The 20212-nt window shown below is 70.1% G+C and carries 12 protein-coding genes; 7 read left to right on the plus strand and 5 right to left on the minus strand.

What is annotated here, in order from left to right; translation table 11 throughout:
• Nucleotides 1-217 precede the first annotated feature (217 nt).
• Nucleotides 218-1258 carry a S1/P1 nuclease gene (locus FHT38_RS22640; protein ID WP_183493300.1) on the minus strand — a complete coding sequence of 347 codons (1041 nt, stop codon included), beginning with the start codon at nt 1256-1258 and terminating at the stop codon, nt 218-220.
• A gap of 202 nt (nt 1259-1460) precedes the next feature.
• Between FHT38_RS22640 and FHT38_RS22645 the strand changes: the two genes are divergently transcribed.
• From FHT38_RS22645 to FHT38_RS22675, 7 genes are all read left to right on the plus strand, one after another.
• Nucleotides 1461-1679, plus strand: a complete 219-nt coding sequence (locus FHT38_RS22645; RefSeq protein ID WP_091729700.1) for a molybdopterin-binding protein — start codon at nt 1461-1463, stop codon at nt 1677-1679.
• 36 nt (nt 1680-1715) lie between these two features.
• The gene (locus tag FHT38_RS22650; RefSeq protein ID WP_091729704.1) at nt 1716-2336 is read left to right on the plus strand and encodes an alpha/beta hydrolase; all 621 of its coding nucleotides are present in this window, start codon (nt 1716-1718) and stop codon (nt 2334-2336) included.
• A gap of 118 nt (nt 2337-2454) precedes the next feature.
• Nucleotides 2455-3579 carry an L-dopachrome tautomerase-related protein gene (locus FHT38_RS22655; RefSeq protein WP_183493301.1) on the plus strand — a complete coding sequence of 375 codons (1125 nt, stop codon included), beginning with the start codon at nt 2455-2457 and terminating at the stop codon, nt 3577-3579.
• A gap of 138 nt (nt 3580-3717) precedes the next feature.
• Complete coding sequence (locus FHT38_RS22660; RefSeq protein ID WP_091729712.1) at nt 3718-4164, plus strand: SRPBCC family protein; 447 nt, start codon at nt 3718-3720, stop codon at nt 4162-4164.
• A gap of 418 nt (nt 4165-4582) precedes the next feature.
• Nucleotides 4583-6859: a protein-disulfide reductase DsbD gene (locus FHT38_RS22665; RefSeq protein ID WP_183493302.1), complete on the plus strand. Its 2277-nt coding sequence runs from the start codon at nt 4583-4585 to the stop codon at nt 6857-6859.
• 70 nt (nt 6860-6929) lie between these two features.
• Complete coding sequence (locus tag FHT38_RS22670) at nt 6930-7592, plus strand: redoxin domain-containing protein (protein WP_221213878.1); 663 nt, start codon at nt 6930-6932, stop codon at nt 7590-7592.
• 138 nt (nt 7593-7730) lie between these two features.
• Nucleotides 7731-13157, plus strand: a complete 5427-nt coding sequence (locus FHT38_RS22675; RefSeq protein ID WP_183493303.1) for a diguanylate cyclase — start codon at nt 7731-7733, stop codon at nt 13155-13157.
• A gap of 88 nt (nt 13158-13245) precedes the next feature.
• Here the strand turns inward: FHT38_RS22675 and FHT38_RS22680 are convergent, their stop codons facing one another.
• From FHT38_RS22680 to FHT38_RS22695, 4 genes are all read right to left on the minus strand, one after another.
• On the minus strand, nt 13246-14178 hold the full coding sequence (locus FHT38_RS22680; protein WP_255488892.1) for a TIGR02285 family protein: 933 nt from the start codon (nt 14176-14178) through the stop codon (nt 13246-13248).
• Nucleotides 14179-14344: 166 nt separating this feature from the next.
• The gene (locus FHT38_RS22685) at nt 14345-15511 is read right to left on the minus strand and encodes a hypothetical protein (protein ID WP_183493305.1); all 1167 of its coding nucleotides are present in this window, start codon (nt 15509-15511) and stop codon (nt 14345-14347) included.
• 637 nt (nt 15512-16148) lie between these two features.
• Nucleotides 16149-17108: a sulfate ABC transporter substrate-binding protein gene (locus tag FHT38_RS22690; protein ID WP_183484197.1), complete on the minus strand. Its 960-nt coding sequence runs from the start codon at nt 17106-17108 to the stop codon at nt 16149-16151.
• A 256-nt stretch (nt 17109-17364) separates the two neighbouring features.
• Complete coding sequence (locus tag FHT38_RS22695) at nt 17365-20178, minus strand: TonB-dependent siderophore receptor (RefSeq protein WP_183493306.1); 2814 nt, start codon at nt 20176-20178, stop codon at nt 17365-17367.
• Between the last annotated feature and the right edge of the window lie 34 nt (nt 20179-20212).

The raw sequence follows: 20212 nt of genomic DNA on the forward strand, positions 1-20212 counted from the left end.
TGCGACCGGCGCAACGGTGTGGGCCGGACCCGGGGCAACGGCGGGATGGCGAGACAACAACTTCCGGCGCGGCCACGCCGCTGTGGACAAGCGCCGAGTTGTTCAAGCGCCATCCCCAGGCTTGTGCACAGGCCCGTTCTCAAGACCGGATCGTCCGTCAGGACGAAAAAAAGCCCCGCGATAGCGGGGCGCTGGCCACGAGGCCGGGTTCAACGGCTCAGGGCTTGTCCGGCCAGATCGACCGCAGCAGCTGCGCCAGACGCGCGCCGCCCTTGATGACGTTCTCGCGGGTCTGTTCCAGGCTGCGGGCTTCATAACCGGCCGGCGGTGTGCCCATCCAGCGCGGGCCGCGCAAGCTCTGCTGGCGGGCGCCGAAACTCATGCCCTCGAAAGCCTCCCTCGCGCCGAGCAGCGATTCACTCGCCCACAGCACCGGCCAGTCGTCCGGATTCCCCGTGGTCGGCGGCACGGCCTTGGCGAGCGCCGGCATCGCGGCCAGTTGCTCGGCGCTCAGGCGCCCTGGCAGGCCGTCCCAGTAGCTGTGCAGGTTGCCGCCCGGCGTGCCGTCCGGACGCGGCATCGTGATCGCATTGCCGCCGACCGTGTGCGTCAGCGCATCCGCGCCCTGCCGGTCCGGGTCATAGGGCTTGCCGTCGGCGTCCAGGTAGAGCGAGCCCATGTGCAGCGGCTGATGCATGTCGCCCAGCGCGTGGACCACCAGTGCCAGCGCCTCGCGCTCGTTGAAATCCATCGGCGGCGTTTGCCGGCCGGTCTTGAGCACGAGGATCGCGGCCTTCAGCGCCGGCACGATGTCGTGATCGCTGGTTCCGATCGCGCCCGGCACATAGCGGCCCCGCTGGATCGCGACGTTGGCGTAGTGGTACTGCTTGTTGCAGGACTCCTCGCCCGGCTTGGGTCCGCATTGCTCGAAATTGCGCTTCACGTAGTCGCGCATCCGGGCCTCTTCCTCGGCGTTGTTCTCGAAGACCGCGCATTCGGGAAAGCGACCGGTCACCGCGTACTTGAAGTCGTTGCCGGTGTCGATGCCTTTGACGCAGTCGTCCCAGACGGCGATGTCGCGCAGCGAGACCGGTCCGAGGATGCGCTGGACCTCGGCTTCGGCGCGATGACCCTTGATCAGCTGGGCGGCGATGTCGCCGACCGCGTTGTGGCCGACGGCGCCGAAGCCGAAGGCGGAGCCGCAGCAGGCGGCAAGCAGCGACAGCGCGGCGATGCCGCGCGCGAAGGAAGTGGTCATGACAGGAACCCGTGTCGGACGATGCGCCGGCGGTGCGCCGGCAGGGGATCGCGGATTGTGCATGGCGGCTCGTGACAGACAGCGGCGGGGATCCCCGGGGCCGGGGCTTATGCGCCGACCGCATGTCCATGGGCAAAGCGCTTCGTTCGGCAAATGAAGGGCGCTGCCTAAGCTGACCGTCACCTTCTCAGGAGCCCCTCGCATGACCATTACCGCCATCAATGTCCGCAACCAGTTCCGCGGCACCATCAAGGAGATCGTCGAAGGACCGGTCGTGTCCGAGGTCGACGTGCAGACCGCCGGTGGACTGATCGTCACCTCGGTGATCACGACGCGCTCGGTCAAGGAACTCCAGCTGACGGTCGGCAAGGAAGTCGTCGCGCTGGTGAAGTCCACTGAGGTGTCGATCGCGACCCTCTGACGCGCGCTGTCCGCATCGACCCCGCAGGAGACCGCCATGGCGCTCTACCCTCACCGCTCCGCGCAGCACAACGGCAGCGCCGAGCCGCGGCTGCTGATCATCCCCGGCCTGCACGACAGCGGGCCGGCGCACTGGCAGAGCTGGCTCGAGCAGCAGTACCGTGACGCCCACCGGGTGCGGCAGCGGGACTTCAGCCAGCCCGACCTGGAGCGCTGGTCGGACCGCATCCACGCGCGGATCGACAGCGCCGGCCCCGGCGAATGGATCGCCGTGGCGCACAGCTTCGGCTGCCTGGCGCTGGCGCATCACCTGCAGCGCCATCCCGATTCGCCGGTGCGCGAGGCCTTGCTGGTCGCCCCCGCCGAGCCCGACAAGTTCGGCCTGGCGGAGAGCCTGCCGCACCAGCGGCTGGGCCGGCCGACGGCGCTGATCGCGAGCCAGAACGATCCCTGGATGAGCGCCTCCAGCGCGCTGCGCTGGGCGACGCGCTGGGGCAGCAGCTACAGCAACATCGGTCTGGTGGGCCACATCAACAGCGAATCGGGCTTCGGCCCCTTCCCGCTGGCCAAGCGCTGGGTCGAGGCCGCCCGGGCCCGCGCCGCGCGCGAGCGCCGACCGGCGCGGGCCAGCATCCTGGAGTGGTCGTTCTCGGTCTGATCGGGTGGGCCAGCTTCAAGCGAGGCTTGAAATAGGTTCAACGATTGACCCGTTCATTGAAAGTCGGCCCGGCGGAACACTGCGTCCCGTCTCCACCGATTGTCTGAACGAGGACTCCATGAACCGTCATCCTTCGAAGCCATCCGCCCGCTTCCACTCGATCCATCGCGCCGCGACCGCACTGGCCGGCGCGCTGACTTTCGCGCTCGCTGCCGTCCCCGCCCTGTCTGCCCGCGCGGCGACCTCCGGCGAGCTCGAAGTCGTCGCCGAGCTCCCGATCCGTCCCGGCAACGTGGTGCCCGGGCCCGCTGGCCGGCTGTTCGCCACCGTGCATCCGCTGGGCGCGCCCGCCGCGGCGCAGTTAATCGAGATCACCGGCCGGGACAGCTTCAAGCCCTGGCCGTCCGCCGACCTCCAGCGTGGCACGTCGACCGCCAGCGACGATCGCATCGACTCGCCGCTGGGCATCATCGGCGACGGCCTTGGCCGCATCTGGATCGTCGACATGGGGCTGAACCTTGGAAAGACCCGGCTCTGGGCCTTCGAGGCCGAATCCGGCCGGCAGGTCCAGCGCATCGAGTTGCCGCCGGAGATCGCGCCCAAAGGCAGCTTCGTGCAGGACCTGGTCGTCGACGACCGCGCGGGCTGGGTCTATCTGGCCGACATCGCCAACCCGGGCCTGATCGCCGTCGAGATCGCGACCGGTCGTGCCCGCCGCTTCGGCGGTCACGCCGCGCTGCAGGCCGAGCCGCAGGCGCGGATGGTCATCGGCGGCCGGCCGATCCAGTTCCAGGGCAAGCCGGCGAATGTCGCGGTCAATCCGATCACGCTCTCGGCCGATCGCGAGACGCTGTTCTTCGGCGCGATGAACGGTCGCAGCTGGTACTCGGTGCCGGCGCGGCTGCTGCGCACCGGCGTCCCGGACGCCGAGACCGCCGCGGCGATCCGCCGCGTTGGCCCGAAACCAGTCTCCGACGGCGCCGCGACCGACGCGAGCGGACGCCACTTCTTCACCAACGTCAACGAGGGCGGCATCGACCGCCTCGGTACCGATGGCAAGCTCGTCCCGCTGGTGCGCGACGCACGGCTGGACTGGCCCGACAGCGTCCATGTGGGCGATTCGTCCTGGCTCTACATCTCGGTGAACCAGCTGTACAAGACGCCGGCCTTCACCGGCGGGCGGGACGAAGGCAAGCCGCCTTACCGGATCATGCGGGTGTGGGCAGGCGACACGGCGCGCTGAGCCCCCGCGCCGGGACCCTGCGCTGACACGCCGGGCCGAGGTCCCGGGGAATCCCTGTCAGGGGCGAGGAGTCTCGCGCCGGACACGATCCAGGGCTATGGTCCGTCTCCCATTCGTGCATGAATCCAGGAGACACCGATGCCCTTCACCCTCCGCCTGCACCGCGTCCTGAAGGCCCCGCCGGAGCGCGTCTATCGCGCGTTCACCGATCCGGCGGCGATGTGCAAATGGCTGCCGCCGCATGGCTTCACCGGCACCATGCACCACATGGAACCGAAGGTCGGCGGCAGCTGGCGCATGTCCTTCACCAACCTCTCGGCCGGAGCAACCCACACCTTTGGCGGGAACTACCTGGAGCTGCAGCCCGGCAAGCGGCTCCGCTACACCAGCAAGTTCGACGACCCCAACCTGCCGGGGGAAATGACCACCACGGTGGAGCTGTCGCAGGTCTTCTGCGGGACCGAGATGCAGATCACCCAGGAAGGCATCCCGGACGTGATCCCGTCGCAGGCCTGCCATCTGGGATGGCAGGAGTCGCTGGCGCTGCTCACCCAGTTGGTCGAGCCGGACATTCCGAACGGCTGATTCCGAACGGCTGATCGGTGGCTCGATCGGGCGGCCCGATGGGGCCTCCCTGGTTTTGCCCGTTTTTCTGCCCCTCTGATTTTTTGGAGCGCCGGCGCTGCCCGGCGTCGGGTTGCGGCTGTCAGGGCTTGTCAGGCTCTCCTCATTTTTTTCGCCGTCGCCCAGGGTCCTCTCCTGCGTTTCGCCAAGCGCGGGCTCTCCACAGGGCATGGGGGATCCCTCCTGGACCCCCAAGCCCTGTTCCGGCCCCAGCCGCGCTCGTGGTCGTCGACGTCGTGGCCGAGAGAATGACTCGGGGGCGTCACGGATCGAGCGAATCCAGGATCACAGGGACACCGGATTATTCGAATCCAGGGAGTAAGGAAACAAGGAAGCCGACGCCTTGTGAGGGTCGGCCCCATTCCCTAGCATCGCGCCCATGCGTCTTTTCCGACTCGCCATCGCGCCAGCACTCGCAGCGATCACCCTCGCGGCCCTCACGAGCGCGTCGCTCGCCGCGCCACCCTCGGATCGCGCCGCCACCGATGAAGTCCAGGTCCGGTTGATCAGCGACAGCACCCAGGTCGCGCCCGGCCAGACCCTGCTGCTGGCGCTCGAGCAGAAGATCGCACCCCACTGGCACACCTACTGGAAAAACCCCGGCGACTCCGGCCAGCCCACCAGCATCGAATGGAAGCTGCCCCAAGGCGCCACCGCCAGCGACATCCTCTGGCCCGCCCCCAAGCGTTTCGATGTCGGCCCCATCACCAATTACGGCTACGAGGACCGGGTCGTCCTCCTGACTGAAATCCGCCTGCCGCAAGGCCTGACCCCCGGCTCCACCGCGACGATCGGCGCCGAAGCCACCTGGCTGGTCTGCCGCGAGGAATGCATCCCGCAACAGGCGACGCTGTCGCTCTCCCTGTCGGTGGGGCCCACGGCCAAGCCATCGCTCGAGCACAGCGCGCTTGCCGCGGCTCGAGCCGCGCTGCCCGGTCCGGCGCCCTTTGCCGCCGTCGCGCGGCTCGAAGGCAGGGACCTGATCGTGAGCTGGCCGTTCACAGGTGCCGGCGGCGCCTCAGGCCGAGAGGTCCGTCAGGCGCTGTTCCTGCCGGAGGCCTGGGGACGCATCCAGCATGCGGCGAAGCCCCAACTGGATCGCGATGGCCAGCAGTGGCGGCTGCGCATGCCGGTCGGCGATGAGCCGCCTTCAGCCGGCAAGCCGCTGGATGGCCTGCTACTGATCGACGGCCAGGCCTGGGCGGTCAGCCTGCCCGTCAGCGGGAGCCTGGACACGGGCGGCGGGACCTTGTCGTCCAACACGGCCAATGCGACGAACGCGACGAACGCCGGGAACGCCGCCAATGCGACCAATCCCGCGACTTCGCCCGCCGCGACAACGACGAAGACCCCAGGCGCCATCGCAACCGCCACCGCCGGTGCCGGTGCCGGTGCCGTTGAGGCCGCTGGTCTCGGCCTTTGGGCCGCGATGGGTCTGGCGCTGATCGGCGGCCTGATCCTCAATCTGATGCCCTGCGTGTTTCCGGTGCTGGCCATCAAGGCGTTGGGCTTTCTGCACGGCAGCGCATCCACGCATCGCCGCCAGGGGCTGGCTTATACCGCCGGCGTGCTGGCCACATTCGCCGCGCTTGGCGCGGTGCTGCTGACCCTGCGCGGCGCCGGCACGGGCGTGGGATGGGGCTTCCAGTTCCAGTCGCCGCTGTTCGTGCTGCTGCTCGCCTGGCTGATGTTCGTACTCGGCCTGTCGTTGGCCGGGCTGCTGTCGATCGGCGCTGGTTTCGCCGGTGTCGGACAGGGCCTCGCGGAGAAGCCGGGTCTCAGCGGCAGCTTCTTCACCGGCGTGCTGGCGACCGTCGTGGCGACGCCATGCACCGCGCCCTTCATGGGCGCGGCCATGGCCTACGCGCTGGCGCAGCCGGCCGTGGAGCTGATGGCGGTTTTCCTCGCGCTAGGCCTGGGGCTCGCGCTGCCTTACCTCGCGCTGGCCTGGTGGCCGGCGTTGCAGCGCCGAATGCCTCGGCCGGGGCCCTGGATGGACGTGCTCAAGCAGGCGCTCGCCTTCCCGATGTTTGCCGCGGCGATCTGGCTGGTGTGGGTGATCGCGCAGCAGGCCGGGCCGATGGGCGTGCTGGTGGCGCTGGCCGGCATGGGTCTGCTGGCGCTGGCCGCGTGGATCCGCGCGGTGAGCCGGCACGCGACGCCGCGTTGGCAGTGGACGGGCGCGGGCGCCGCCTTGGCGGCCGTCGTCGCCGCGGCGACGCTGGTGCCGACGCTCGGCACGGTGGCCGGCGAGGACGTCGCACGCGGCGGCGGCTCTGACAGCACGAGCAGTCCGTCGGCGAGTGCCGATCACGAGCCGTATTCGCCGGAACGCCTGGCCCAGCTGCGCGCGCAGGGCAAGCCGGTGTTCGTGAACCTGACCGCGTCGTGGTGCATCACCTGCCTGGTCAACGAGCGCGTGGCCCTATCCACCGACGAGGTGCGCGAGGCCTTCGTGCGTGAAGGCGTGACCTACCTGAAGGGCGACTGGACGCGCCAGGATCCGCGCATCACCGAGCTGCTGAAGCAGCACGATCGCAGCGGCGTGCCGCTCTACCTGTTCTATCCGGCCGGCACGGGCAGCGACGCCCAGGTGCTGCCGCAACTGCTCACGCCGGGCATCGTCACCACCGCGCTGCGTGGCGGTGCCGCCTGAGCGAGCTTCCCGATCGATTCCCCGGATCCGATCAACCCTCGGCTTCGATTTCATCCCTGGAGACTGCAACATGACCCGCTCGATGACCTCCAAGACCCCCTTCCTGCGTGGCCTGCTGTCGCGCCGCACCGTGCTGGCCGGCGCCGCGACGACGGTGCTGCTGGCCACCGGCGGCCTGGCCCGAGCCCAGGCGCAGCTGGACCAGCCCGCGCCCGCGTTCACCGCGACGACGGCCGAAGGCAAGACCGTCTCGCTCGACAGCTACAAGGGCAAGACCGTCGTGCTGGAGTGGACCAACCACGATTGCCCCTTCGTGAAGAAGCACTACGGCAGCGGCAACATTCCGGCGCTGCAGAAGGAGGCGACGGCGCAAGGCGTCGTGTGGCTGCAGGTGATCTCGTCGGCGCCGCGCCAGCAGGGCCATGTGGACGGGCCGACCGCGCTCAAGCTGAACAAGGACCGCGGCGCCGCGCCGACGCAGGTGCTGCTGGACCCGAGCGGCCAGATCGGCAAGAGCTACGGCGCGCAGACCTCGCCCCACCTGTTCATCGTCAATCCGCAGGGCGTGCTGGTCTACAAGGGCGGCATCGACAGCATCGCCACCGCCAAGGTCGACGACATCCCCAAGGCGGATCCCTACGTGAAGACCGCGCTGGGCGAGCTGGCCGCCGGCAAGAAGATCACGCACGCCAGCACCAAGCCCTACGGCTGCTCGATCAAGTACGGCAGCTGACGCGGCGATCGGCGCGCCGCGCGCCGATCTGTCGCTTTCTTCCGTTTCCGGCCGCATTCGTCGCGGTACTGGCGCCGACGCGACGCGGTGCCGGGCTGGTCTCCCGTTACAGTCCGTCGACAACCGAGAGCGGACGGGATGACGGACAGACGAGCGTGGGAGGCGGCCGATCCAGAGGCCTGGCAGGCGGAGCGGACGATCCATCAGGGTCGGCGGAGCGAGGTCCTCCAGGTCGGCGACGGCCGGGGCGGGCGGGCGCTGCTCAAGCGCCTGCGCGACGCCCGGCCGGACGCGGCCGCCATCGCCCGGCTGCGCCGCGAATATGAACTGGCCCAGCGCCTGGATCCCGCCTTCGTGCTGCGACCGCGCGCGCTGGTCGAGCATGACCAGCGTCCCGCGCTGTTGCTGCCCGAGCTGGAAGGCGAGACGCTGCGGCAGCGCCTGCGGCGCGGCACGCTGGACAACGACGCGCTGATCCGGATCGCGCTGGATCTGGTGGAGGCGCTGCAGCACCTGCATGGCCAGGGTCTGATCCATCGCAACCTCGGGCCGGGCCAGGTGCTGCTGCTGCCCGGCGCGGGCCGCGAGGCCGGCCGGACGCTGATCGCGGACCTCGGCCTGGCCGCCGAGATCGAGCGGGAACGGCCGCTGGTCCAGCGCGCCGAGCTGATCGAGGCTTCGCTGGCGACGCTGGCGCCGGAACTGACTGGCCGGATGAGCCGCGATGTGGACTACCGCGCGGACTTCTACAGCCTCGGCGCCACGCTGCTGGAGGCGCTGACCGGCGCGCCGCCCTTCAGCGTCGACGATCCGGCGCGCGCGGTGCATGCGCACCTGGCGCTCGCCGCGCCGATGGCGACCAGCCGCAATCACCAGGTCTTCACGCCGCTGGCACAGGTCGTCGCCCACTGCCTGCACAAGGAGCCCGAAAGCCGCTACCAGAGCCATCAGGCCCTGCGCCAGGATTTGCAGCTCTGCCAGGCGGCGCTGGCACAGGGCCGCGACCTGCCCGGCTTCGAACCCGGCCATGGCGATGCCGCCGTGCGCTTCCAGCCCAGTGGCCGGCTCTACGGTCGCGAGTCGGCGCAGGCGCAGCTCGGGCAGGCCTTCGACGAGGCCGCGTCGGGCCTGGCCGGCGGGCCGGGGCTGGTGGCCGTGGCAGGCTTCTCCGGCATCGGCAAGACCGCGCTGGTGCTGGCCGCGCAGCGCAGTCTGCTGGCCCAGCGCGGCCACTTCGCCGCCGCCAAGTTCAACCAGTACGGCCAGGACCGGCCTTACGGGCCGCTGCTGCACCTGCTGCAGCAGCGCGCCGCGCAGGTGCTGTCGCTGCCCGCTGAACATCAATCGAGCTGGCGCGATCGCCTGCGGGAGCGCCTGGGCGCGAATGCCGCGCTGCTCGCGCAGGCGCTGCCGGAGATGGCGCCGCTGCTGACGCCGGACGCGCCGCTGGTGCCGGTGGGCCCGGCGGAGGCGGAGAACCGCTTCCTGCGCAGCATCAGCCAGGGTTTCGCGGCGCTCGCGCGCGAGGGCGAGCCGCAGACACTGTTCCTCGATGACTGGCAATGGGCCGACCGCGCGTCGCGCCGGCTGCTGCGCGAATGCCTGAACGACGCGACGCTGCGCCACACCCTGTTCGTCATCGCCTACCGGGACAACGAGACCCCGCCCGGCCATCCGATCGCGCAGGAGCTGACGGAACTGCGCCAGCAGCTCGGCGAGCGCTTCACGCCCTTGCGCGTCGGACCGCTGGGCCTGGACGACACGCGGCGCCTGCTCGCGGACAGCCTGCGTCGCGATCCCGAGGTCGAGGATGCCGGCCTGGATGAGCTCGCGCGCCTGTGCCAGACCCGCACCGCCGGCAATCCGTTCTTCCTGCGCCGCCTGCTCGAGGACCTGGTGCGGCGCGGCCTGATCCACTACGACGCTGCGACGCAGCGCTGGGACCATGCGCTCGAACGCATCGCGGCGACGCGCACGGCCGACAACGTCGTCGCGCTGATGCTGCAGCAGCTCGAGCGCCTGCCCGACGCGACGCGCCAGGCGCTGAGCGTGGCGGCGCTGCTGGGCGCGAACTTCGGCCTCGACGGCCTGGCCACCGCGCTGGACGTGCCCGCCGACGCCCTGGCCACCGACCTGCTGCCGGCGCTGCAGGCGCAGTTGCTGGTGCCCGCCAGCGCGCTGTACCGCTACGCCCCGCAGCTGCAGGGACAGGTCAGCGAGGGCGTGCGCTACGCCTTCGCCCATGACCGCGTGCAGGAGGCGGCGCTGCAACGCATCGCGGCCGACCAGCGGCCGGCGCTGCAACTGCGCATCGGCCGGCTGCTGCGCGACCGACACCTCGCCGCCAACGCCGACCTGCCGTTGCCCTACACGGTCCTGCATCACCTGAACGCGTCGCGGCTGCTGCTGTGCGAGCCGGCGCAGGAGGCGGAGCGCCAGGCGCTGGCCGCGTTCAACGCGCAGGCCTCGTTCCAGGCGATGGACGCTGCCGCCTTCGAGCCCGCCGCCGACTACGCGGAGCTCGCGCTCGAGCTGGCGCCCCTGGCGCCGCAGCGGGCCGCCTGGCTGCATCACGCGGCCCGCATGGCCTACCTGGCGGGCCGGCCGTCGCGGATGGATGCGCTGCTCGAATCGGCGCTCGCCGATGCCGGCGACAACGCGCAGCGCGCGCGGCTGCTGGAAGTCCGCATGGAGGCCTTCTACGCGCAAGGGCGGCTGGCCGAGACCGTCGACCTGGGATTGGAGCTGTTCCTGCTGCTGGGTGCGGAGCTGCCGCGCGCCGCCGGGCCCGACCCGATGGCGCAGGTCATGGAACTGCTGGCCGGATTGCAGCGGGAGATCGCCGCGATCGGGCTGGACACGCTGGCCGCGCGCGCGCCGATGCGCGACGAGCAACGGCTGCTGCTGATCTCGATCGCCGCCAAGATGACCGCCGCCGCCTACATCGTGCGGCCCGCGCTGCTGCCCTTGCTGACGCTGTTCCAGGTCCGCCTGATGGTGGACCACGGCCATGTGCCGCAGGCGTTGTCGGCGTATTCGGTGCTCGGGCTGATGTGCGCGGAGTTCCTCGGCGACTACCGCTTCGCGCATGACCTGGGCCGCATGTCGACCGAGCTCGTGAGCCGGCACGGCTGGATGCAGGTCTACGCGCATGCGGGCTTCTCCTTTCATGCCTTCCTCAGCCACTGGGTGCAGGGCCTGCGCGTGAGCATGGACGGCCTGATGCAGACGCATCGCAATGGGCTGGAATTCGGCAACCTGCGCCATGCGGGCCTGGGCCTGTACGTGCACGACGCGCATGCCTTCCTGTCCGGCATGCCGCTGCCGGCGCTGGAGGAGCAGCTCGTCACGCACGGCCGGCGCCTGCGCGCGATGCGCCAACCGGTGGCGGCGGACTACGAGGACGCGCTGCTCGCGCTGGTGCGGACGCTGCAGCAGCCGCGGTTGCCCGAGGACGGCTTCGACGGCCTGGAGGCGTTCGCGCGCACCTATGGCGAGCGTCAGGACCAGACCGGGCTGATGTTCCTGCACGGCTGGCAGGCGGTGCTGCACTTCGTGGCGGACCGGCCGGAGTCCGCGCTGCGGCTGGCGCTCGACGCTCGCGGCCTGTTCGCGGCCGGCCGCGGCATGCATGCGCAATCGCTGTTGCTGTTCATCGCGGCCTGGGCGGCGCAGCGCGTCGCGCTGGCCGGCGGGGCGCGCGACCAGGCGCTCGAGGACGACGCGCTGCGGCGCCTGCAACGCTGGCAGGACGCGGGACCGGGACACCTGGCCGATCGCGTGGCGCTGCTGCGGGCGCAGCAGGCGATGCTGGCGGACGAACCGGACGAGCAGATCGCCGCGGCCCTGGACCGGGCGCTGGCAGCGGCGGAGGGGCCGCAAGGCACGCCGCTCGATGTCGCGGCCGTGCTGCGCGCGCAGGTCGACTGGTGGCGCGAGCGCGATCCAGCGCAGGCCGACCGGGCGCGTCAGCGCCTGCAACTGGCGTGGAAGGACTGGGGCGTGATCGCGCTCGCCGGCGAGGCGCTGGCGCTCGCGCCCTTGTCCGATGCGCCGGGCCGGTCGGCCGGTGCCGCCACCGAGGGCACGGAGATCCGCGCCGATGCCGCCGACCTCAGCACGCTGACCAAGGCGGTGCAGGCCATCAGCAGCCAGCCGGACCTGCCGCGCCTGCTGCGTCGCCTGCTGGAGGTCGTCGCCGAGAACGCCGGCGCGCAGCGCGCGGCGATCGTGCTGGCCAGCGGCACGGCAGGCGCGTCGCGCTGGGTGCTGCAGGCCGAGGCGACCCTGGGCGAGCAGCCCCGGCTGCATTTGCTGGAGCAGCTGCCGCTGGAACGTGCCGGGGCGCAGCTGCCGCTGGCGCTCATGGCTCGGGTGCTCGGCGACGGGCGACGCGAGCTGATCGTCGACGCGCGGGGCCTGGCGACGATGGAGGACTACTTCCAGCGCCATGCCGCGCCGCCGCGCTCGGTGCTGGCGCTGCCGCTGCTCAAGCAGGGGCAGACGGTGGGCGCGCTCTACCTGGAGAACGCGGCCGCGGCCGGCGTGTTCACCGAGGCGCGGGTGAGTTTCCTGGAGCTGCTCTGCGCCAACGTGGTGAACGCGGTGGACAACGCGCGACTGGTGGCGGAGCTGCAGGAGCTCAACGCCAGCCTGGAGCGTCGCGTGACGCAGCGCACCCGCGAGCTCGCCGACAGCGAGGAGCGCCTGCGCGCCGTGCTGGACCACGCGCCGATCCCGATGGTGGTGACGCGCGAGCGCGATGCGCTGATCGTGTATGCGAATGGCCCGTCCGCCGTGATCGCGGGACGGACGCTGGATGAGCTGGTCGGCAAGCCGGCGATCAGCTTCTACCGCGACCCGGGCGACCGCGAGCGCATGCAGCTCAAGTTCAAGGAGGAAGGCCGGCTGCAGGGCGAGGAGGTCTGCCTGCTGGCGGCCGACGGCGGCGAGCTGTGGATGCTGCTGTCGATGGTGCCGGTCGTGTACGACGGCGAGCCCTCGGTGCTCAGCACGCTGGTCGACTTCACCGACCGCAAGCGGCTGGAGCTCGAGCTGCAGCGGCTGGCGACCACCGATGCGCTGACCGGCGCGGCCAACCGGCGCTGCTTCCTGGACCACGCGGAGGCGGAGGTGGCGCGCAGCCGGCGCTACGGGCTGGAGATGGCGCTGGTGATGATGGACGTCGACCACTTCAAGCGCATCAACGACACGCTGGGCCACGCGCGCGGCGACGCGGCGCTGTGCCGCCTGGTGCAGCTGTGCGCGCAGGTCGTGCGCAAGCAGGACCTGCTGGGACGGCTCGGCGGCGAGGAGTTCGCGCTGCTGCTGCCGCAGACCTCGCTGGCGCATGCGATGCAGTTGGTCGAGCGGCTACGCCATCACATCGAGACCAGCGGCATGGCCTTGCAGCCGGGCCTGCCACCGGCGTCGCTGACGGCGAGCTTCGGCGTGACGGCCCTGCGCCCCGAGGACCTGCGGGTGGACGAGCTGCTCGGCCGCGCCGATCAGGCGCTGTACCGCGCGAAGGACGGCGGACGCAACCGCGTCGAGCACCAGGCCTGATGGGCGGCGGCGGTCCTGAGGTCGCTGCCGGCATCGGCATCGGCACAGGCACCGGCATTACGCCCGACGGTGCCGATCGGCGGTGGCATCAGGGATCGATGCGAGAGGGCTTGGCGCGTTCGCGATAGAACGCGTCGAAGCGGGCTGCGTAGTGGGCTTTGGTTTCCGGCGTGAGCCAATGCATCAGGCCCTTGCGCAGGCTGGCGGCGCCTTCGGGGCGGCCGTAGGCCTTGTCGATGCCCCGGATCGCGGCCAGGCCCCAAGGCGTGCGGGGACAGGCGATGCCGGCCATGACCAGCTCACTGGCGCCGTGGATGGGGACGCTGACGAGGTCCGCCGGATGTCCGGCCATGACCAGCGCCATGTCGAGTTCGACTGAATAGTCCGCGCGCCCGAGGCTGATCATCTGCAGCAGGCGCGCGCCGAAGTCCTTCGGCGAGTACAGCGAGACGGCGCTGTCGGCCGGCCGTGCGGCGAGTGCCTCGTCCAGCACCGGCCCATAGCTGCGGCCGTCGATCAGCGCGCCCCGCATCGAGGTGTCGGCGAGCAGGCGCGGCAGCAGCACTTCGCCGGCGCCGTTGCGCGGCAGTCGCTTGAGCAGCTCGCGTCGCACGATCAGTTGCGGTGGCGGCGTGAGCTGCGTGTTGATGAAGTAGGCGGCGCGCTCGCGCTCCGGCGTGCGGACCACGTTGGCGCGGCACACCTCGTCGCCGTTTTCGATCATCTGCCAGCTGCGCTTGGCGTTGGCGAAGACGATCTCGTGCCGGACGCCGGGCCAGCGTTTGTCGAGGTAGGTGATCACGTGGCCGGTGACGCCACTCGCGCTCGCCCCGGTCATCTGCGGCGCGTGGTCGGAGGCGAGCCAGGTGATCTTGGCGACCACCGGCGGCGCGACCGCCGCCGCCCCCACGGCGTCCCCCTGTGCAGGCGCGAGCGCCCCGCCCAAGAGCGAGGCGGCCAACGGAAGCGACGCGACGAGACGGCCGCAGTTCGAGGCAAGGGGGTTCACGGCGGGCAGCATACGGGGATCACCCGCGACGCTCGTCCGCCGTCCCTCCCGCCGGAGCCGCAGAGCGGTAGTTGGTCACTCCCGGCGTGTCTTCGAGCGCGGAGCGTCGGGCCGGCCCTCCGGCCAATCAACGAGGCAAGGTCCAGGTCTGGGCGTCTGGGCGCAATGCTTCCTGAACTCAGGTTCGTGGCCCGCGTGGGTTGTTCGGACGCGAAAAGATTCGGGCGTGGTCGTTGTTCGGGTTTTGCGGATCGCCCATCAGCTCGGTCGGATAGTGCCCCACGTCGAATGGGCCACGGTGTGCCGGAGTCGCCGAGCCATTGTCCAGATGACGGGCACGCGAACGGGCGTGGTTTGAGCCCTGTACGGTCTGCGCTCCATTCCTGCGCTCGCCTTGGTCGGCTGCCGGGGAGCGCCGGTCTGCGGTCTGTGTTGAAGGGCTCGGGTTGTTCGACAGCACCGGCGGGTTCGCGGTCACAAGGGTCAGCAGACTGCTGGCCAGCTGTTCCGGGTTGTCGTGCCACCGTTGTGCCGCCTGCCGCACGCCTGCATGCAATGACGAGAATGGCTGCGTCACGATGTCCCGCAGATGGCCGGCCACATCGCGCCGGTTTTGCTCGGTGGCCTGCGGCATGCCTGTGCCGCGCGCGACCAGCACGACGGCATCACCAATCACTTCTGCGCTCGGCACGGTCGGCGGCTGAACCGATGAGGTCGCTCGTGTGGACAGCACCGGTTCTTTCCTGGTCACAAGACGCAGCAGGTTGAGCACCAACTGCTCGGGGTCGCCGTTCGCCCGGGTCGCGGCCCTTGCCACCTGCGCATTCAGACCGCCAGAGGGCGGCGAGTGGATGTCCTGCAGATGATCGACCAGGTTTTGCGTGTTGCGGCCCGCCACGGCCGTCAAGTCGATGTCGTGCATGCCGGTGAGCATGTCCATGGCGTCATGCAACATCGCTGTGCGACGGTCAGCATTGGACTGGACGTCCTGCCTGGGCATGTTTGTATGGCTGGGGCGGTTGGTCGCCCGATCCGGCTGATTTGCGGGGGCCGAGGCCAACAACTGATCGCCAGGACGTGTTTCGGATCTCTGGCTTCGCGGCAATACCGGCGAGTCTGACGTCACCAACGCCAACAGGTTGCGCACCAGTTGTTCCGCGCTGCCGCTGCCTCGCTGCGCAGCTTCGACGACCCGTGGGTCGAGGCGAGATGCGGGCAGCATGGCGATCTGGTGGACGTGATTGGTCACGTGGAGCACATCTCGATGGCTCATGCCTGTGATGTTGGAGCGGTCTGTCCCACCCAATAGGCGCAACGCGCCTTCCACCACTTCACGGTTTGGCATGCGCCCAGGGCCAGCCACGGTCGCGCCAGCTGCCGCCCCAGCGTGGCGTGCTGCATCGCTGCGTGGCGTGGGATTGCCGATCTGCACTCGATGCCTGCGTCCATCTTCAGCCGTGGCCGCAGCCTGATGGCGCCGCCCGGTCGGAATACCGTAAGGCGATGCTGGCGCGTTCTGCGAGGCTCGTGCCTCGGGAGCCGTCTCTTGGCGTTGCGCTGGCGAGCTACTGGATTCCGCAGAGGGCGTGCGATTCGTCCGGAAGAGATTGCGAAGATTGTTGATGGTCATCTGTACTGCCAGGTGTGCCGGCGGTCGGCGCCGGTGTCGAAGACGTTCCACAGACCTTATGTGCGGTCTCGGCATGGAACCTTGCCGGCGCGAAAACTCCTTCAACGATGCGAAGGCGCGGGCGCCGCAGCGATGACGCGGCGCTCCGGAGTCTCCCGCCAGCAAGGGCCGTTCCCCATTCACGAATGTTCATGGGGTAGCTACGAGAACGTCAGGACAAAAAAAGCCCCACCGGCCATCGCCAGCGGGGCTGCTCGCACAGAGCGAACGGTCTGATTGCCTGTGACGCCGCTTGCGCGGCGCCCGAGACCGACCGAGGAGACAAACAGGTGTTCTTGCCCGAGGCGCCGGATCAGCGCTTCTCGTTGATCTGGTCGAAGACGCCGCCGTCGTCGAAGTGGGTCTTCTGGGCATTGCGCCAGCCGCCGAAGACCTCGTCGATCGTCACCAGCTTCACCGGCGCGAACTGCTTGGCGTACTTGGCGGCGACCTTCGGGTCACGCGGACGGTAGTAGTTCTTCGCGGCGATCTCCTGGCCCTCCGGCGAATACAGGTACTCCAGGTAGGCCTGCGCCACCTTGCGCGTGCCCTTCTTGTCCACCGTCTTGTCCACCACCGACACCGGCGGCTCCGCCAGGATGGACAGGCTGGGCGTGACGATCTGGAACTTGTCCGGCCCCAGCTCCTTCACCGCCAGGTAGGCCTCGTTCTCCCAGGCGATCAGCACGTCGCCGATGCCGCGCTCGACGAAGGTCGTCGTCGAGCCGCGCGCGCCGGAATCCAGCACCTTGGTGTTGGCATAGATCCGCTTGACGAAGGCCTTGGCCGATTCGGCGTTGCCGCCCGGCTGCTTCAGCGCATAGGCCCAGGCCGCCAGGTAGTTCCAGCGCGCGCCACCCGAGGTCTTCGGATTGGGCGTGATCACGTCGATGCCGCCACGCGCCAGGTCCGGCCAGTCGTTGATGTGCTTCGGATTGCCTTTGCGCACCAGGAAGACGATCGTCGAGGTGTACGGCGACGCGTTGCTCGGCAGGCGCTTCTGCCAGTCGGCGGGCAGCAGCTTGCCGTGGTCGTGCAGCGCGTCGATGTCGTAGGCCAGCGCCAGCGTCACCACGTCGGCGTCCAGGCCGTCGATGACCGAGCGCGCCTGCTTGCCCGAGCCGCCGTGCGAGTTCTTCACCGTCACGGTCTCGCCGGTCTTGGCCTTCCAGTACTTCGCGAACGCGGCGTTGAAGTCCTGGTACAGCTCGCGCGTCGGGTCGTAGGAGACGTTGAGCAGCGTGACCGCGCCTTGCGCATGGGCCTGGGGCATCAGCGCGGCACCCCCCAGCAGAGCGGCGGTGGCAAGCAGCGAGACGGTGCGTCGGAGTGCGTTCACGGGAGTCTTCTCTTCACGGGGGGTTGAGGGGAGCGCCCAATGTAGGCAAGCGCACCGTCCAAGGGAACGAAGAAGATCTGCTTTGCTTTGCAGCCTGGCCTGGAAAAAGGGCCGCTCCCTCGTGAGGAGCGGCCCGCAAGCCAGCGCGGGGTCGCGCCAGCAGTCGGATCGACGGGAGGGGCCGCCGCGCTCAGCCGCCGAAGCGGTAGTCCAGCTCGATCCAGCCCTGCCGCCCATGCGGCAGGTAGTAGCCGACCGGGTAGTACGGCCAGGTCGCGCTGGGATCGCGGCGGATGCTGTCGAACAGGTTGTTGACGATGACGCTGACGCGGGTGCGCTTGTCCAGTTGCCAGGCGGTGCTCGCGTTGACGTTCCAGTACGGGCCCAGCCAGCCGTCCTGCGCCTCGCGGGCGATGCGGCCGTTGCGCTGCGCGGCCAGCGTGTGCGTCCAGTCGCCGACCTGCCAGGACAGGCTGGCGTTGAGCTTGCTCGGCCAGTCGCTGAAGTCCGGCGTGCCCACCAGGTTGCGGTTGTCGTCGCCGGCGAACTGCTGGTACTTGAAGCTCTTGACCCGCGTGTACTTCGCGTCGGCCGTCCAGCGGCCCCAGGTCGCCGTCGTCCAGCTGTAGCGCGCGCCGATGTCCACGCCCCAGGTCGATTCATTGGCCGCGTTGATCGGGTTGACGCGGATCTCCGCCACTTCGCCCGGCCGCACGAGCGCATCCAGCGGATTGCGGCGCACCCGCGCCACGGCGTCCTGGCAGGTCGGCGACTGCGCGTCCTTCACGCCGGTGCGGCAGTCCGCCTCGGTGCGCAGCACGCCGTCGGCGCTGAGGTCGGTGACCAGGTCGCGGATGGCGATCTTCCACAGGTCCACCGAGAGATCGAAGGACGCGGCCGGCTGCCACACCGCGCCCAGTCCCCAGGAGCGGCCGCGCTCGGACTTCAGGTCCGACGAGCCGGTGCGCACGTAGTTGAAGCCTGGTGACACGCCGGCGAAATCGCATTGCGACAGCGGCTGGCCGGCCTGCGCGCAGCGGTAGTAGTCGGTCGACGACGAGTAGTAGCCCTTGGTCTGCTGCGCGAAGATGTAATTCATGTCCGGCGCGCGGAAGCTGGTTGCGTGCTGCGCGCGCAGCAGCAGCGTGGACAGCGGCCGGAACTCCAGGCCGGCGTTGTAGGTCGTGCTGCCGTCGCTGCGGCCGGCGAATTCATAACGGTCATGGCGCGCGGCGACGGTGGCCGTCAGCTGCCGGGTGATCGGCGCGTTCAACTCACCGCCCAGCGCCAGGCGCTCGCGCGTGCCGCGCACCGTCGGCGAGGCGCTGGTGTTGTAGAAGACGCCCTGCCCCAGTCGCGGGTCGGCCTCGTTGCGGAAGCCCTGCGTGCCGGCCTCCGCCACCACCGCGGCCCGCACCGGACCACCGGGCAGCCGGAACCACTCGCCGCTCGCAGAGGCGCTCAGCTGCTGGTTCCAGCTCGCGTTGCGCGTCCAGCTGCGGTCGCTGACGCTGTCGATCTCCTGCGGCGTGAGCGGGCGGAACAGCCGCGCCGGATCGGCCGAGTAGATCGCCACGCCGTCCGCGTCCGTCCCGATGCGCGGGCCGAGCAGCAGGGACTCGATGCCGGCCGTCAGGCGCGGGGTCGTGGTGCGGTTGAGGTAGTAGGAGCTGTTGGCCGCGACCTCGAAGGTCCAGCTGCCGGTGAGCTCCCCGCGCGCGCCGACCGCCACGTTGTGCGTCGCGTCTCGCCACTGGCGGTTGAAGCGGTCCACGCCGCCCAGTTCCTCGGGCGCGAAGCGCCGGGTCCAGATCTCCAGCTGGCCGGTCGCGGCATTGCGGAAGTAGCCCTTGCCGGCGGCGTCCGAGGTCCAGCTCGGACCGCGGGTGTTGTTCTCGGTCCGCGCCCAGCCGAACTGGCCTTCGGCGAACAGCTCCAGCCCGCCATCTAGCTGCCAGGTCAGGCCCCCGGCCGCCTGCGCGCTGCGGTTGCCGGTCTGCGTGGTCCAGTAGGTCGGCGAGGCCCGACCGCTGCCGCAGTAGGTGCCGTTCCTGGCTTGATAAGGCGCGACCGAGCCCTCGAAGAGCCCACCGGCCGCGGCGCAGCCGTCGCTGGGCGTGAGGTAGGCGCCGCCGGACGCGTTGCGGCGGCCGAAGACCACCGTCGGCGCCGCGCCGCTCAGGGTGGTGTCGGCCATGAAGTCGCGCTGCCGGCTCCAGATCGGCTCGCGGCCGCTGAGCTCGACGCCCCACACGCCCTGCAGCCGGCCGCCGTCGAAGCCGCCGGTGACCTGCGCGCGGGCGTTCTCCCCGCCGCCGCGCTGCGTGCCGCCGGCGCGCAGGTTCACCGAGACGCCCTCGACCCGCTTCTTCAGCACGATGTTGACCACGCCGGCGATCGCGTCCGAGCCGTAGACCGAGGACGCGCCGCCGCTGAGCACCTCGATGCGGTCGATCAGCGCGGACGGGATGTTGGCGATGTTGACGAAGTTGACCGAGCCCTCGTAGGCGGTCGGGTAGTCGGCGACGCGTCGGCCGTTGACCAGCACCAGCGTGTGGTTGGGCCCCAGGCCGCGCAGGCTGATCGCATTGGCCGCCGGCGTGAAGGTGTTGCCGAAATCCTCGCCCTGCGTGAAGCCGGTGTTTTCGGTCAGGCCGCTCAGCGCGTCGGAGACGTTCTTGTAGCCGAGCCGGTCCAGGTCCTCCGACTTGATGACGGTGACCGGGCTCGGTCCTTCGCTGTTGACGCGCGAGATGCGCGAGCCGGTGACGACCACCGACGGCAAGGGCGCGTCCTTCGCGTCGTTGACCGCCTTGGAGTCCTTGGGATCTTTGGCCGGACTGGCGTCCTGGGCGGGCGCCGTGGCCGGAACCTGGGCGTGAACGCTGCCGACGGGCAGGACAGCGATGGAAAGGACGGCGATGGGAGATGCGGCCGCCAGTGCGGCGGCCAGCGTGGCGGCCGATCCGGTGAGGCGGGCCGCGTGCTCGACGAAGGGCTTCAAGAGACTTCCTCGTGGGAGTGAACAGGTGAGCCCG

Origin of the sequence: Mitsuaria sp. BK041, from assembly GCF_014193085.1 — a bacterium.
Classification (GTDB): domain Bacteria; phylum Pseudomonadota; class Gammaproteobacteria; order Burkholderiales; family Burkholderiaceae_C; genus Roseateles.

What these genes read in the sequence shown, in the direction of transcription:
- FHT38_RS22690 (WP_183484197.1), bottom strand. Translation starts at nt 17,108, where the DNA reads ATGCCCCAGGCCCATGCGCAAGGCGCGGTCACGCTGCTCAACGTCTCC.
- FHT38_RS22680 (WP_255488892.1), bottom strand. Translation starts at nt 14,178, where the DNA reads ATGCTGCCCGCCGTGAACCCCCTTGCCTCGAACTGCGGCCGTCTCGTC.
- FHT38_RS22640 (WP_183493300.1), bottom strand. Translation starts at nt 1,258, where the DNA reads ATGACCACTTCCTTCGCGCGCGGCATCGCCGCGCTGTCGCTGCTTGCC.
- FHT38_RS22650 (WP_091729704.1), top strand. Translation starts at nt 1,716, where the DNA reads ATGGCGCTCTACCCTCACCGCTCCGCGCAGCACAACGGCAGCGCCGAG.
- FHT38_RS22645 (WP_091729700.1), top strand. Translation starts at nt 1,461, where the DNA reads ATGACCATTACCGCCATCAATGTCCGCAACCAGTTCCGCGGCACCATC.
- FHT38_RS22665 (WP_183493302.1), top strand. Translation starts at nt 4,583, where the DNA reads ATGCGTCTTTTCCGACTCGCCATCGCGCCAGCACTCGCAGCGATCACC.
- FHT38_RS22675 (WP_183493303.1), top strand. Translation starts at nt 7,731, where the DNA reads ATGACGGACAGACGAGCGTGGGAGGCGGCCGATCCAGAGGCCTGGCAG.
- FHT38_RS22670 (WP_221213878.1), top strand. Translation starts at nt 6,930, where the DNA reads ATGACCCGCTCGATGACCTCCAAGACCCCCTTCCTGCGTGGCCTGCTG.
- FHT38_RS22685 (WP_183493305.1), bottom strand. Translation starts at nt 15,511, where the DNA reads ATGCCAAACCGTGAAGTGGTGGAAGGCGCGTTGCGCCTATTGGGTGGG.
- FHT38_RS22655 (WP_183493301.1), top strand. Translation starts at nt 2,455, where the DNA reads ATGAACCGTCATCCTTCGAAGCCATCCGCCCGCTTCCACTCGATCCAT.
- FHT38_RS22660 (WP_091729712.1), top strand. Translation starts at nt 3,718, where the DNA reads ATGCCCTTCACCCTCCGCCTGCACCGCGTCCTGAAGGCCCCGCCGGAG.